This window comes from Clostridium thermobutyricum, from assembly GCF_000371465.1.
Classification (GTDB): Bacteria; Bacillota; Clostridia; order Clostridiales; family Clostridiaceae; genus Clostridium; species Clostridium thermobutyricum.
Map to the genome: position 1 here is coordinate 828780 of NZ_KB850956.1, position 14089 is coordinate 842868.

The window sequence follows — 14089 nt, forward strand, 5'->3', positions numbered from 1 at the left end:
AATGGGAAAATTATATGTAATAGGAATTGGTCCAGGTGGACTTGAGCATATGACAATAAAAGCACAAGAAGCTATAAATGAAAGTGAAATAATAGTAGGATATACAAAGTACATAGATATGATAAAACCTCTTACAGAAGGAAAAGAAATTTTTATGACTGGAATGAGAGGCGAAGAAGAAAGATGTAAGGAAGCATTAAAACTTTCAAAAGATAAAATTGTAGCTTTAGTAAGTACAGGTGATTCAGGAATTTATGGAATGGCAGGACTTATTTTAGAATTAAGAAAAGATGAAGATGTAGAAATAATTCCAGGGCTTACAGCTTCAAGTGCAGCAGGAGCAGTACTAGGAGCACCACTTATGCATGATAATTGTAATATAAGCTTAAGTGATTTAATGACACCTTATGAAAAAATAAAGAAGAGAGTAAGAAATGCAGCTGATGGAGATTTTATAATTTCTCTTTATAATCCAAGAAGTAAAGGTAGACCACATTATTTAAGAGAATGTATTGAAATTATAAGAGAATTTAGAGATGATAATACTCCAGTTGCAGTAGTTAGACATGCGCTTAGAGATGGACAAGAAACTACAATATTTAATTTAGGAAATTTTAATGAAGAAATAGTTGATATGTTTTCAATAGTTATAGTAGGAAATTCTCAAAGTTATGTAAAAGATGGAAAATTTATAACACCAAGAGGATATAAATTATGCTAGGATTTGTTTTGGGAACTGGCGAGGGAAGAGAAATTTTAAGAGAAATGAATAAGTTTACTGAAGATATAGTTGTGTCTACAGCTACAGCTTATGGAGGAGAGCTTTTAAAAGAATATAAAGTAAAGCATATGAATACAAAGCCATTAGATTTAGAAGGATTTAAAAACTTAATAAGAGAATGGAATATAAAAGTATTTGTAGATGTATCTCATCCTTATGCAAGTGAGGCTTCTAAAACAGTTATTAAAGCTTGTAAAGAAGAAAATATAAAGTATATAAGATACGAAAGAGAAAGTTATTTTGATAAGGTAGATTATAAGCAAATTATAAGATTAGATTCTTATGAAGAATTAAAGAAAGCTTTAAAAGATATAAAAGGGAATATTTTAAATACAACAGGAAGTAATAATGCTTTATTAATAAATAGTTTAGGTTTAGAAAATAGAGTTATACATAGAGTACTTCCAAGTTATACAGTAATAAAAAAATTAACTGAAGGTGGAATTACTTTAGATAATATAATTGCCATTAAAGGGCCTTTTGGAAAAGCTATAAATGATGGAATTATAAAAGAATATAATATAAAAGCAATAATAACAAAAGATAGCGGAAAAGAAGGTGGAGTAGAAGAAAAAGTAAATTCTGCTATAGAAAATAATGCGAAGATTATTCTCATAAATAAGCCTAAAGTAGATTATGGAACTGTATTTAATGATTTAAAAGATTTAATTTTATATTTAAAAGAAGTTTAATATTTATAATTTGGAATTAATAGTAGATAAAAAGTCTACTATTAATTCTTTAATTTTAAAGGGGAGAAAAGATGTTAGAAAAAATTGTACAAGGTATAGAGCCTTTAGATGATTATTCTATGAAAAAAGCTAAAGAATATATAGATTCTCTTGCAAAGCCACTTGGAAGTTTAGGAACTTTAGAAACTTTAGGAATACAACTTTCAGGTATAACAAAAAAAATAAAAAATTCTTTTAAAAAAAGATGTGTAATAATTATGTGCTCTGATAATGGAGTAGTTGAAGAAGGGATAGCTTCAGCACCACAATATGTAACATTAGCACAAACAAAACATTTTATAAAAGGTGGAACAGGAGTTGCTGCTTTAGCAAAAGAAAATAATACAGAGCTTATAGTAGTTGATATAGGGATTAATAGTGATGAAAAAATAGAAGGTGTAATAGATAAAAAAATAAGAAAAGGAACAAATAATCTTTATAAAGAGGATTCTATGACTTATGAAGAAGCTATTAAATCTATAGAAATTGGAATAGAAATGGCTAAAAAAGTAAAAGAAGATGGATTTGAAATAGTTGGAGTAGGAGAAATGGGAATAGGAAATACTACTACTTCATCAGCAGTTTTATCTCTTTTAATAGATAAAGACATAGATTTGTTAGTAGGAAAAGGGTCTGGACTTACTGATAAAGCTTTTATAAAGAAAAAACAAGTAATAAAAAAAGCTGTAGAAAGAGTTAATTCAAATAATCCAATAGAAATATTAAAATCAGTTGGAGGTTTTGATATAGGAGGAATGGTAGGAGTTTTCTTAGGATGTGCATATTATAAAATTCCAGTTGTTGTAGATGGATTTATATCAGCAGTAAGTGCATTATTAGCTTGTAAAATTAATCCTCTTGTTAAAGAGTATCTTATTCCATCTCATAAATCCTATGAAATTGGATATAAGTTGGCTATGGAAAGTTTAGGATTAGAACCTATATTAAATTTAAATATGAGGCTTGGAGAAGGAAGTGGATGTCCTATTGCATTTTCAATAATAGATTTTTCAATGGCAATTATTAATAATATGGGAACTTTTGAGGATGCAGAAATAGATAATAGTTATTTAGAAGAAATAAGATTAGAAAAAAATTATAAGGTAGAAGTATAAATGATTATTTTTATATGTGGTGGTTCCAAAAGTGGAAAATCTGCTTTAGGAGAAAGTTTTAGTAAAAATCTTCATAAAGAAGGAGAATTAATTTATCTAGCAACAATGAAACCTACAGGAGAAGAAGATTTAAAAAGAATAGAAAATCATAAAAAAGATAGAGAAGGAACAAACTTTTTAGTATTTGAAGTTTTAGAAGATATAGAAAAAGCAGAAGAATTTATAAAAGAAACAGATACGGTGTTATTAGATTCTATAACATCTCTTCTTGCAAATGAAATGTTTAAAGAAAAAATTATTTTTAATAGTGAAGAAAAAATTATTAAAGGTGTTAAAGAACTAAGTAAAAAAGCTAAAAATTTAGTAATTGTTTCAGATTATATTTTTAATGATTCTATAGTATATGACAGTATAACAGAGAGTTATAGAAAAAGCTTAGGAATTATAAATTGTAATATAGCTAAATTATCAGATGTGGCAATAGAAGCTTCTTATAGCTTAATGTCTATATATAAAGGGGAGGAGATATTAAAAAATGAAGGGCTTATTTAATGGATTTAATATGGGAATAAGTATGTTTACAGTGATACCTCCATTTAAAAAAGTTTGGGATGAGGATTCAGGAAAATTTATGATGCCAGTTTTTCCTTTTATAGGACTTTTAATAGGAGTTTTATGGTATGCTATTACGATTTTACTTATAAGATTTCATTTTAAGGGATTATTATTAACTGGTATAGTACTTGCAATTCCATTTTTATTAACAGGATTTCTGCATTTAGATGGATTTATGGATGTATGTGATGCTCTTTTATCAAGAAGAGAAAGAGAAGAAAAGCTTAGAATACTTAAAGATTCTACAATTGGAGCATTTTCTGTAATATCATTAGTATTATTATTGATAATTCAATTAGGAGCTATAAATGAAAGCTTAGATAGTAGCAAAAAAATTCTGTTTTTTATATTAGTTCCAATTATATCAAGAGCTTTAGTAGGATATTTTCTTCTTTCAGAGGAGCCAATAAAAGAGAGTTATTTTGCAAGGCTTTATAAAAAAGGAGCTTCTAAAGGTTTTGAATATTTCTTAATTTTTATTTTTTTAGATTTAATTATTATAAGTTTTTTTATAAATATAAAATTTGTTTTTGTTCCTTTAATTATGGGATTATGTGCAAAATATCTTCTTTATAAATCTAAAAAAGAACTTGGGGGAATAAATGGAGATGTAGCTGGATATATCATAGTTTTATCCGAATTTATAGGACTTGTAGTTTTAGCAATTGCATAAAAGAAAGGGTGATTCTTTGATACTTTACTTTGGTGGAGCTTATAATGGTAAGCTTGAATATGTAAAAGAAAAATATAACTTAACAGATAAAGATATATTTTATTGCAACAAAGATAATATAGATTTTAATAAAAAAGTTATAAGCGGATTAGATAAATTTATTTTGTTTAATGCTTTAAATGGTAATGAATCTTTAGAATATATAAAAAATAATATAGAAAATTTAAGAGATAAAATAATAATCTGTGATGAAATATCAAATGGAATAGTTCCTATAAAAAAAGAAGAGAGATTTTGGAGAGAGGAAGTTGGAAAAGTATTAAGATATTTAGTTTCAAACAGTGACGAAGTTTATAAAATATTTTTTGGAATTCCAAAAAGGTTAAAACATGAATAGAGCAATTTTATATTTTATAAGACATGGGAAAACAGAGTTTAATGAAAAAAGACTTTACTGTGGAAGCAGTGATATTAGTTTAAGTTCTTTAGGAATAGAAGAGCTAAAAGAAAAAATAAAAAACACAAGATATAAAAAAGCAAAATTAAATTTTACTTCAGGAATGAAAAGAGCTAATGAGACATTTGAGCTTATTTATGGAAAAGATAAATTTTCTATTTTAGAAGGATTTAAAGAATTTGATTTTGGAGATTTTGAAGGTAAAAGCTATTATGATTTAAAAGAGAACAAAGATTATATAGCTTGGATTGAAGATAAAACTGGGAAAATAAAATGTCCTAATGGAGAAAGTAAAGAAATTTTTTATAAGAGAATAGAAAAGCAGTTAAATGATTTAATTATTGAGATAAATAAAAAAGAAGAAAAAGAGGGAGTTATAGTATGTCATGGAGGAACAATAGGAACTCTTTTAGAACTTTTTTCAGATACAGAAGATTATTTTTATAACCTTCAACCAGAATGTGGTGGAGGCTATAAAGTAGAAGTAGTAATAGATAAAAAAATATATATAGAAATATTAGAGGAGTTTTAAAGAATGATTTCAATAGTCATTGGATTTATTTTAGATTGGATAATTGGAGATCCGCAAAATCCTTATCATCCAGTTAGATTTATAGGGAATCTTGGACAAGGATGCGAAAAGATTTTTAGAAAGATATTTAAAAATAGTTTAAGGTTAGCAGGATTATTAACTTGGATTTGTGTAGTTTTGATAAGTTTTTTTGTTCCATTTATATTAATTTATTTTTTAAATAAGCTTAATCCTATTATTGGGATAATAGTTAGTGGAATTATAATTTATTTTTGTATAGCATCAAAAGGTTTAAAAACAGAAGGATTAAAAGTAATAAAAGTCTTAAAAAGTGGAGATATAATAGAAGCTAGAAAGAGACTTTCATATATAGTTGGAAGAGATACAGAAAATTTAGATGAAGAAGCTATAGTTAGAGCAGTTATAGAAACTGTAGCTGAGAATATGTCAGATGGAATAATAGCGCCTTTATTTTTTATAGGAATTGGAGGAGCACCTTTTGGAATGCTTTACAAAGCAGTTAATACTTGTGATTCTATGTTTGGGTATAAAAATGAAAAATATAAAGATTTTGGTTTCTTTTCTGCTAAGTTAGATGATATATTTAATTATATACCAGCAAGACTTACAGGATATTTTATAATTATAAGTTCATTTATTTTAAGATTAGATTTTAAAAATTCTTTTAAAATCTATAAAAGAGATAAATATAATCATACAAGCCCTAATAGTGCTCATCCTGAAGCAGCTGTAGCTGGTGCATTAAATATAAGACTTGGAGGTGAAAATTATTATTTTGGAAAAATAGTTAAAAAACCAACAATAGGGGACAAGAAAAAAACAATAGAAATAAGTGATTTACACAAGACAAATAATATTTTGCTATTAGTTAGTATTTTAGGGTTAATACTTTCAGTAGCTATAAGAGGAGTGATAATATGAGCTTAGGACATGGGGGAAACGTTGAAGAGATAAAAAGAAAGTTTGGAATTAATGAAAAAATATATGATTTTTCAGCTAATATAAATCCTTTAGGGATAAATAAAAAAGTTAAAAATGAAATGATAAAGGCTTTGGATAAAATAGAAAGCTATCCTGATATTACTTATCACAATTTAAAAGAAGGAATAAAGAAATTTGAAGAAGTTGACTATGAAAATATAATTTTAGGTAATGGAGCAGCTGAAGTTATCTTTAATATAAGTAGAGGGCTTAAACCTAAAAAAGCTATCTTAATGGCACCTACTTTTAGTGAATATGAGGATAGCTTAAGATCTATTGATTGTAAAATTGAATACTATAAAATGGATAAAGACTTTTTAATTAAAGAAGATTTTTTAGAAAAGTTAACTGAAGATATAGATATAACATTTATATGTAATCCAAATAATCCAACTGGAAAATTAACTAGCAAAAGATTATTGTTAGATATATTAGAAAGAGGAGTTAAAAATAATGTAACTATAGTTGTTGATGAATCATTTTTAGATTTTTTAGAAAATAAAAATGAATATTCCCTAGTTAAAGATATAGAGAAATATAATAATTTAATTGTGGTTAAATCTTTAACTAAATTTTTTGCTTTTCCAGGAATAAGATTAGGTTATGGATTAACTAAAAATAAAGATTATATAGAAAAAATAAATAAAATATCTATAGCTTGGAATGTAAATACAATTGCTCTTTATGGTGGAGTACAAGCATTGAAAGAAGAAGCCTATATGAGAGCAAGTAGAGAATATTTAAAAGAAGAAAAAAAATTTTTACTAAAATCTTTAGAAGAATTTGAAGAATTAGAGATTTATAGTGGAAGCGTAAACTACATATTTTTTAAAGTGAAAAATGATATAGATTTAAAGACTGCTTTATTAAATAAAAATATCTTAATAAGAAGTTGCGAAAATTATATTAATCTTGAAAAAGGATATTATAGAATAGCAGTTAGGAGAAGAGAAGAAAATAAAATTTTAATTCAGGCTTTAGAACAAATTTTCGGTAAAAGGAGAGATAAATGAAAAAGAGAATAATGATTCTAGGAACATCTTCATCAGTAGGTAAGAGTACTATTGCTACTGCCTTTTGTAAATATTTTAAAGATAAAGGATTAGATGTAAGTCCATATAAAGCTTTAAATATTTCTCTTAATTCTTATATAACTGAAGATGGAGATGAAATTGGAAGGTCTCAGGCTGTACAAGCAGAAGCTTGTAATATAGAACCTAAAGAATATATGAATCCAATTCTTATGAAGCCTGGAGGAGGAAAAACTCAAGTTATAGCTAGAGGAAAAGTTCTTTGTACAATGAATGCTTATAAATATAAAGAATTAAATTCTATTTTAAAAGAAAAAGCTTATGAAGCATTTTTATTAGCAGAAAAAGAACATGAAATGTTAGTTCTTGAAGGTTCAGGTGGCTGTGCAGAATTAAATTTAAGAAAAACAGATATAGCAAATATGAATACTGCACTTAAAACAAATACTCCAGTTATTCTTGTGGCTGATATAGAAAAAGGTGGAGTTTTTGCATCTGTAGTTGGAACACTTTCAATTTTACCTAAAGAAGAAAAAAGGCTTATAAAAGGAATAATAATAAATAAATTTAGAGGTAATCCTGAATTCTTTAAAGAAGGTGTAGAAATTATAGAGAATCTTACAGGAGTTAAAGTTTTAGGAGTAATGCCTTATAAAAAGTTAAATATTGAAGAAGAAGACCGACAAACAGATATTTTTAAAAATAAAGCTAAAAGAAAAATAAATATAGGAGTAATAAAGTTTCCTCATATGTCCAATTTCACAGATTTAAATTATATAAGTACCTTTGATGAAATTGGGGTAAAATATATAGAAAATAAAGAAGAATTACAGTCTATAGATATAATAGTTATACCAGGAAGTAAAAATACTATTGAAGATTTACGTTATATAAAAGCTAACGGTTTTTCTAAAGAAATATATAAAGCGCAAAATGAAGGAAAATTAATTTTGGGAATTTGTGGTGGATTTCAAATGCTTGGGAAACTTTTAGAAGATCATTATGAAATTGAAGGAAATATAAAAGAAGAAGAAGGATTAAATTTACTTCCTATAAAAACAGTATTTGAAAAAGAAAAAATAACTAAGAGAACTAAAGTTAAAGATAATTTAGGAATGGAAATAGAAGGGTATGAAATTCATAATGGTAGAAGTTTTTCTTTAGATGAAGATAAAATGTGGCTAAAAGATGGAGAAAGAATTGTAGGCATGAAGTGTGGTAATGTTTATGGAACTTATCTTCATGGAATTTTAGATAATGAAGAGTTTATAAAACATTTTATAAAAGATATAGAAATAAAAGAAAGTTATAAATCTTTAAAGGAAAAAGAATATAAAAAATTAAAAGAAACTTTAGAAGAAAATATAGATATGAAATATGTAGAAAAAATTATAGAAGAATGGGAATATTAGTATAAATAAATTATGAGAATTTTAGATTCTATTAGATAAGGAATGAGGGGAAAAGTAATAAGTAAGTTAAAATTAGTTTTTCCAAGTGAAGAATATAAAAATCAAATTATAAGTTATAAAGAAGAGTTTATTTTAAATAATGATAGTATGGATGGAACTTCTAACTTAATAAGCTATGAAAATATAGATGAATGGTTAGAAAAATTAAAACGTAATTTAAAAGAAGAAACAGTAGATAAAGGATTAGTTCCAGCTACAACTTATTTAGTAATTAGAGAAGATGATAAAAGATTAGTTGGAATGATAGATATACGTCATAAATTAAATGATTATCTTTTAAATTTTGGTGGGCACATTGGATACAGCGTAAGAAAAACTGAAAGAAGAAAAGGTTATGCAACTGAAATGTTAAAATTGTCTTTAGAAAAATGTAAAGAATTAAACATAGAGAAAGTTTTATTAACTTGCAATAAAGAAAAGATTCCTTCAGCAAAAATTATATTGTATAATAATGGAATTTTAGAAAATGAAATTAAAAATGGAGATAAAATTACTCAGAGGTATTGGATAAATTTAAAATTTTAATATGTTTATTAAAGAGACTTAGAATTTCTAAGTCTCTTTAATTATGATTAGAAATAAAGTTATTCTATAAAAGTGTTTAGGTTTATTTTCTAGTAATATTAAAAAAAACGAGAAAATATGGTAAAATAAGACTAGAAATATTAATAAAAGATGAAAAAAATGTATTTAATATGAATGTTGCCACATTATATGAAATAAATTGGTATAGTTCATTTTTATGAAATCGAATACAATTAAATCATAAGGTAGCAAGGAGGAATTAACTTGATTACACTTAGCAAAAGACAAAGTGATATTTTAAAATTTTTAGGCAGTAAAGATGAATATATAACAATAAATAAAATTTCAGAGCAATTCAAATGTAGTCCTAGAACTATTAGAAATGATTTAGATAGTTTAGAGAAATTTTTAAGAAATTCAAATGGAAATCTTGAAAAGAAACCTAGATTAGGAATAAAGCTAATTTTAAAGAAAGGATTATTTTTAGAAGAGTTAATTAAAAAAAGTGAAGTTGATATTTATTCCTACAATAACAGAGTGGACATGATTATATTGATTTTAATATTGAAAGGAAAATTAACTATTGAAAAACTTTCAAATGAAATTGGGGTAAGTAAAAATACTTTAGTAAATGATTTAAAAGATGTAGAGAAAAAGTTGAAAAATTATAAAGTAAACTTATCTAAAAAAGTATATTATGGAATATCTTTAGAATCAGAAGAAGAAAACATAAGAAATACTTTTATTAAAATCTATTTAGGCTTAGAAGAAAATCTTAAAAATGAAATAAAAGAAAGATTAAAATTAGAAAGCAACTTAAGTCATTTAAATATTCAATATAAAATAGTTGAATTAGAAAAACTTTTAGGAACTAAATATAGTGAAGAATCTATTGAAGAATTTGAAATAGCAATTTTACTTTCAAGCTGTAGAGTTAAAAATGGATTTAAAATTATAAAAAATTCTAATGAAAATAGAAGAGAATTTGATGTACTAAAAGAATTTTTAAATTTAGATATTTCTGAAATAGGTTATTTAGTAACTATATCTGATGGACTTAGAAAGACTAAAGGTGGAAAAGAAGATAAAGTTACTGAAGAAATATTAAAAGAAATGTGTAATGTCTTAAATATAGATTTCAATAAAGACTTAGAATTTAAAAGCCAAATAGGAATTCATTTAAAATCAGCTATACATCGAATAAAAAATAATTTAACTACTGAAAATCAAATGCTTGAAGAAATAAAATATAAAATGTCTTTTATATTTGAAATAACAAAACAAATTTTAGATTCAAAGGAAAAGTTATTGGGAGTAAAGTTTCCTGAATCTGAAATTGCATATATGGCAATGTATTTTGATGCCATATTTGAAAGAAATGTAAAAAGCAATTTTACGTACAATATTTTAGTAGTTTGTAATGGAGGGCTAGCAACATCAAGTCTTTTAAAAACAAGATTAAATGCTATGATTCCAGAAGCAAATATATTAGGAATATGTAGAGTAAGTGATGTAGAAAAAAAATTAAAAAATGAAGAAGTAGATTTTATTGTAACTACAGTTCCATTAGCAATTAAAAACTATAAAACTATAAAAGTTAATCCTTTACTGGAATATAGTGATGCAGAAAAAATAAAAGCTGAAATTTATAATAAAAGATACGAAAAAAATTGTAAGTATTTATTAGATAAAGTAAAAAAAACTGAAAGTGAAGGAATAACAAAGCTTATAAAAGAAGAATACGCAATCTTTGATAAAGATATAGAATTTTGGGAAGATGCAATAAAAGAAGCAGCTAAACCTTTAATAAAAACTAATAGGATAAAAGAACAATATGTAAGGGACATTATAAATGTTATTGAAGAATTAGGAAATTACATGGTGTTTATACCAGAAATAGCTTTTGTACATGCACTACCTGAAAATGTAAATGAAAATTCAATGTCAATTTTAACATTAAAAGAAAAAATAGAATTTGGATTTAAAAATAAAGTTCAAGTAAAAGCTATAGTGTTAATTGCAAATAAAAATCAAAATATGAATTTAGTAAATTTAATTAATATAATTACAAAAAATGATAATATAGAAAAATTCAAAAATCTTAAATCTTATGAAGAACTAAGAAAAATAACTTAATAAGGGGAAAAGAGTATGTTAGTAAAAATAATTGATAAAGTAGAGGACTATGGTGAGGGAATCAAAATTTCATGTAATATGCTAAAGGAAGAAGGCATTATAGAAGAAAAATATTATAATGCGATAATGAGTAAAATAGATGAATTTGGACCGTATTTCTGCATTGCAGATGGAGTGGCAATGCCGCATGCTAGACCAGAGGATGGTTCTATAGAAACTGGAGTATCAGTTGTTAAGTTAAACAATCCAGTAGATTTTTTAGGTAAACAAATTAGTGTATTTTTCACTCTTTCAGCTAAAGATAATGAATCACATTTAGGACTTCTTAGACAAATAGCTGAAGTGTGTATGAATAAAGATAAATTAAATAAAATTATAAATTCAAATAATGAAAAGGAAATTATGGAGGTATTTTAAAATGAAAAGAATAATGGCAGTATGTGGATCAGGACTTGGGTCAAGCTTTATGGTAGAAATGAATATTACAGAGGTTTTAAGAGAATTAGGAGTAGAAGATCAATATGAAGCAAGTCATACTTCTTTAGCTGATGTAACAGCTTCAGATGCAGATATTTTTGTAACAGGATTAGATTTAGCAGATAGCGCTAGTCATTTACCAGAATTAATAGTTTTAGATTCATTATTAGATAGAGATGAATTAAAAAGAAAAATATCAGAAAAATTAGGACTTTAATTATAAAAGCTATGTAGAGAACACTCTCTACATAGCAAAAAAAATATTATAAAGTAAGGGGGACTTAAAAATGGGAGGAATTTTAAAAGTTTTTGTAGATTTCCTATCAGAACCATCAGTATTAATTGGAATTATGGTATTAGTGGGGTTATTACTACAAAAGAAAAGTGCAGATGTAGTAATAAAAGGGACATTAAAAGCAATGGTTGGATTTGTTGTTATTTCAGCAGCTGCTGGAGTAATAGTAGGTTCACTTGAGCCTTTTGGAGTTATGTTTGAAAAAGGATTTAATATATCTGGAGTTATTCCAAATAATGAAGCTGTAGTTGCAATGGCTATGGATAAGTTTGGAACTAATACAGCATTAATTATGACATTTGGTATGTTAGCTAATATTTTAATTGCGAGAATTACTAAGTATAAATTTATTTTTTTAACAGGACATCACACATTATTTATGGCATGTATGATAGCAGTTATATTAGGAGCATCAGGAATGACTGGTTTACATTTAATCTTTACAGGTTCACTTGCATTAGGACTAATAATGATTTTATCACCAGCAATATTACAACCTTTTATGAAAAAAATTACTGGAAATGATTCAGTAGGGCTTGGACATTTTTCAGGTGCTGGTTATGCAGTAGCAGGAATAATTGGTAAAGCAGTAGGAAAAGGTTCAAAATCAACTGAAGAAATGAAAGTCCCAAAATCATTAAGTTTCTTAAGAGATTCAGTAGTATCAATTTCAATTACAATGTTAATTTTATATATTGGAGTTGCAGTAGCAGCAGGTCCATCATTTGTTGAATCAGAATTATCAGATGGAAAGAATTTTATAGTTTATGCTATGATACAAGCTTTAACTTTCGCAGCTGGATTTATTTTAATACAAAATGGGGTAAGACTCGTATTAAATGAAATAGTTCCAGCATTTAAAGGAATATCAAGTAAGCTTGTTCCAAATTCAAAACCAGCTTTAGATTGTCCAGTAGTATTCCCATATGCACAAAATGCAGTTTTAATAGGATTTATTAGTTCATTCTTAGGTGGAGTAGCTTCAATGATAGCTTTAGGAGCTATGGGATTAGTGGTAATAATTCCAGGAGTTGTACCACATTTCTTTACTGGAGCAACAGCAGCTGTATTTGGAAATGCAACAGGAGGAAGAAGAGGAGCAATAATAGGTTCATTTGTAAATGGAATTATAATCTCTTTCTTACCAGTAGCATTATTACCTGTATTAGGAAATTTAGGTTTTGCAAATTCAACTTTTTCAGATGCAGACTTTGGAGTAGTAGGTATAGTTTTAGGAAAAATCCAAAGTTTCATAGGTGGATATGGATTAACAGCAGTTCTTATAGGAATAGTTGGAGTAATGGTAGCTTTAACTTATGTAACTAAGAAAAAAGAAGTTGCAGTAGAAAGTAAAAAAGAAGAAGTAGAAATAGCTTAGTTAAAAAATTGAGGATGAAATATTCCTCAATTTCTTTATAAATGGAGGAAAGAGTTTATGAATAAAAAAGAATTAGAAATTATATCAAGAGATTTAAGAAAAGACATAATAAATTGTATATATAATGCAGGCTCAGGACACCCAGGAGGTTCTTTATCAGTTATAGATATAGTAACGTATCTTTACTTTGAAAAAATGAATATAAGCGTAGAAAATATAAAAGATAAAAATAGAGATATATTTATTTTAAGTAAAGGGCATGCAGCGCCAGCTCAATATGTAGCTTTAGCTAAAAAAGATTTCTTTCCTAAAGAAGATTTAATGAGTTTAAGAAAGACAGGGTCTTTTCTTCAAGGGCATCCTTGTGCTGAAAAATGTCCTGGAGTAGAAGTATCAACAGGATCATTAGGACAAGGATTTTCAAATGGATGTGGATTAGCTTTAAGTAAAAAGATGGATAGTTTATCTGGAAATGTATATGTTATTTTAGGAGATGGAGAAATTCAAGAAGGAATAGTTTGGGAAACAGCTATGGCAGGAGCAAAATTTAAATTAAATAATTTTGTAGCTATAATAGATAGAAATAGAATTCAGCTTGATGGAAGAACAAAAGAAATAATGGAAATAGATCCTTTAGAAGAAAAATGGAATAGTTTTGGGTGGAATGTTGTAAAATGTGATGGGCATAATTTTGATTCAATAAATGATGCTTTTAATAAATTACATGAAAATAAACCTACTGTAATAATAGCAGAAACAATTAAAGGAAAAGGTGTTTCATTTATGGAAGATAATGTAGCTTGGCATGGTGTTGCACCTTCAGAAAAAGAAAAAGATATAGCAATAGCAGAGTTAAGCAAATAGTAGGG

16 protein-coding genes are annotated in these 14089 nt (G+C 26.3%); all 16 read left to right on the plus strand.

Annotation, left to right across the window (positions count from 1 at the left end):
• Nucleotide 1 precedes the first annotated feature (1 nt).
• Nucleotides 2-721, plus strand: coding sequence for a precorrin-3B C(17)-methyltransferase (gene cobJ / locus HMPREF1092_RS03675; RefSeq protein ID WP_002597261.1), 720 nt, complete (start codon nucleotides 2-4; stop codon nucleotides 719-721).
• Nucleotides 715-1473: a cobalt-precorrin-6A reductase gene (locus tag HMPREF1092_RS03680; RefSeq protein ID WP_002597262.1), complete on the plus strand. Its 759-nt coding sequence runs from the start codon at nucleotides 715-717 to the stop codon at nucleotides 1471-1473. The genes cobJ and HMPREF1092_RS03680 overlap by 7 nt, the downstream gene beginning before the upstream one ends.
• Before the next feature lie 71 nt (nucleotides 1474-1544).
• Complete coding sequence (gene cobT / locus HMPREF1092_RS03685) at nucleotides 1545-2627, plus strand: nicotinate-nucleotide--dimethylbenzimidazole phosphoribosyltransferase (RefSeq protein ID WP_002597263.1); 1083 nt, start codon at nucleotides 1545-1547, stop codon at nucleotides 2625-2627.
• Nucleotides 2628-3179 carry a bifunctional adenosylcobinamide kinase/adenosylcobinamide-phosphate guanylyltransferase gene (locus HMPREF1092_RS03690; protein WP_002597264.1) on the plus strand — a complete coding sequence of 184 codons (552 nt, stop codon included), beginning with the start codon at nucleotides 2628-2630 and terminating at the stop codon, nucleotides 3177-3179.
• Complete coding sequence (locus tag HMPREF1092_RS03695) at nucleotides 3163-3915, plus strand: adenosylcobinamide-GDP ribazoletransferase (RefSeq protein WP_002597265.1); 753 nt, start codon at nucleotides 3163-3165, stop codon at nucleotides 3913-3915. Before HMPREF1092_RS03690 ends, HMPREF1092_RS03695 begins: the two co-directional genes overlap by 17 nt.
• 16 nt (nucleotides 3916-3931) lie before the next feature.
• Nucleotides 3932-4312, plus strand: coding sequence for a bifunctional adenosylcobinamide kinase/adenosylcobinamide-phosphate guanylyltransferase (locus HMPREF1092_RS03700; RefSeq protein WP_002597266.1), 381 nt, complete (start codon nucleotides 3932-3934; stop codon nucleotides 4310-4312).
• A complete protein-coding gene (locus tag HMPREF1092_RS03705; RefSeq protein WP_002597267.1) occupies nucleotides 4305-4904 on the plus strand; it encodes a histidine phosphatase family protein in 600 nt (199 codons plus the stop codon). Before HMPREF1092_RS03700 ends, HMPREF1092_RS03705 begins: the two co-directional genes overlap by 8 nt.
• A gap of 3 nt (nucleotides 4905-4907) precedes the next feature.
• Nucleotides 4908-5846, plus strand: a complete 939-nt coding sequence (locus tag HMPREF1092_RS03710) for a cobalamin biosynthesis protein (RefSeq protein WP_002597268.1) — start codon at nucleotides 4908-4910, stop codon at nucleotides 5844-5846.
• On the plus strand, nucleotides 5843-6919 hold the full coding sequence (cobD, locus tag HMPREF1092_RS03715) for a threonine-phosphate decarboxylase CobD (protein ID WP_002597269.1): 1077 nt from the start codon (nucleotides 5843-5845) through the stop codon (nucleotides 6917-6919). Before HMPREF1092_RS03710 ends, cobD begins: the two co-directional genes overlap by 4 nt.
• Nucleotides 6916-8349 carry a cobyric acid synthase gene (locus HMPREF1092_RS03720; protein ID WP_002597270.1) on the plus strand — a complete coding sequence of 478 codons (1434 nt, stop codon included), beginning with the start codon at nucleotides 6916-6918 and terminating at the stop codon, nucleotides 8347-8349. Before cobD ends, HMPREF1092_RS03720 begins: the two co-directional genes overlap by 4 nt.
• Before the next feature lie 42 nt (nucleotides 8350-8391).
• Nucleotides 8392-8934 (plus strand): GNAT family N-acetyltransferase, encoded by a 543-nt coding sequence (locus HMPREF1092_RS03725; RefSeq protein WP_002597271.1) that lies wholly within the window; start codon nucleotides 8392-8394, stop codon nucleotides 8932-8934.
• Nucleotides 8935-9198: 264 nt separating this feature from the next.
• Nucleotides 9199-11070, plus strand: a complete 1872-nt coding sequence (locus tag HMPREF1092_RS03730; RefSeq protein ID WP_002597272.1) for a BglG family transcription antiterminator — start codon at nucleotides 9199-9201, stop codon at nucleotides 11068-11070.
• 15 nt (nucleotides 11071-11085) lie between these two features.
• Nucleotides 11086-11487, plus strand: coding sequence for a PTS sugar transporter subunit IIA (locus HMPREF1092_RS03735; protein ID WP_002597273.1), 402 nt, complete (start codon nucleotides 11086-11088; stop codon nucleotides 11485-11487).
• A 1-nt stretch (nucleotide 11488) separates the two neighbouring features.
• Nucleotides 11489-11764, plus strand: a complete 276-nt coding sequence (locus tag HMPREF1092_RS03740) for a PTS sugar transporter subunit IIB (protein WP_002597274.1) — start codon at nucleotides 11489-11491, stop codon at nucleotides 11762-11764.
• 70 nt (nucleotides 11765-11834) lie between these two features.
• The gene (locus HMPREF1092_RS03745) at nucleotides 11835-13220 is read left to right on the plus strand and encodes a PTS ascorbate transporter subunit IIC (protein ID WP_002597275.1); all 1386 of its coding nucleotides are present in this window, start codon (nucleotides 11835-11837) and stop codon (nucleotides 13218-13220) included.
• A gap of 57 nt (nucleotides 13221-13277) precedes the next feature.
• Nucleotides 13278-14084: a transketolase gene (locus HMPREF1092_RS03750; protein WP_002597276.1), complete on the plus strand. Its 807-nt coding sequence runs from the start codon at nucleotides 13278-13280 to the stop codon at nucleotides 14082-14084.
• The last annotated feature ends 5 nt before the right edge of the window (nucleotides 14085-14089 follow it).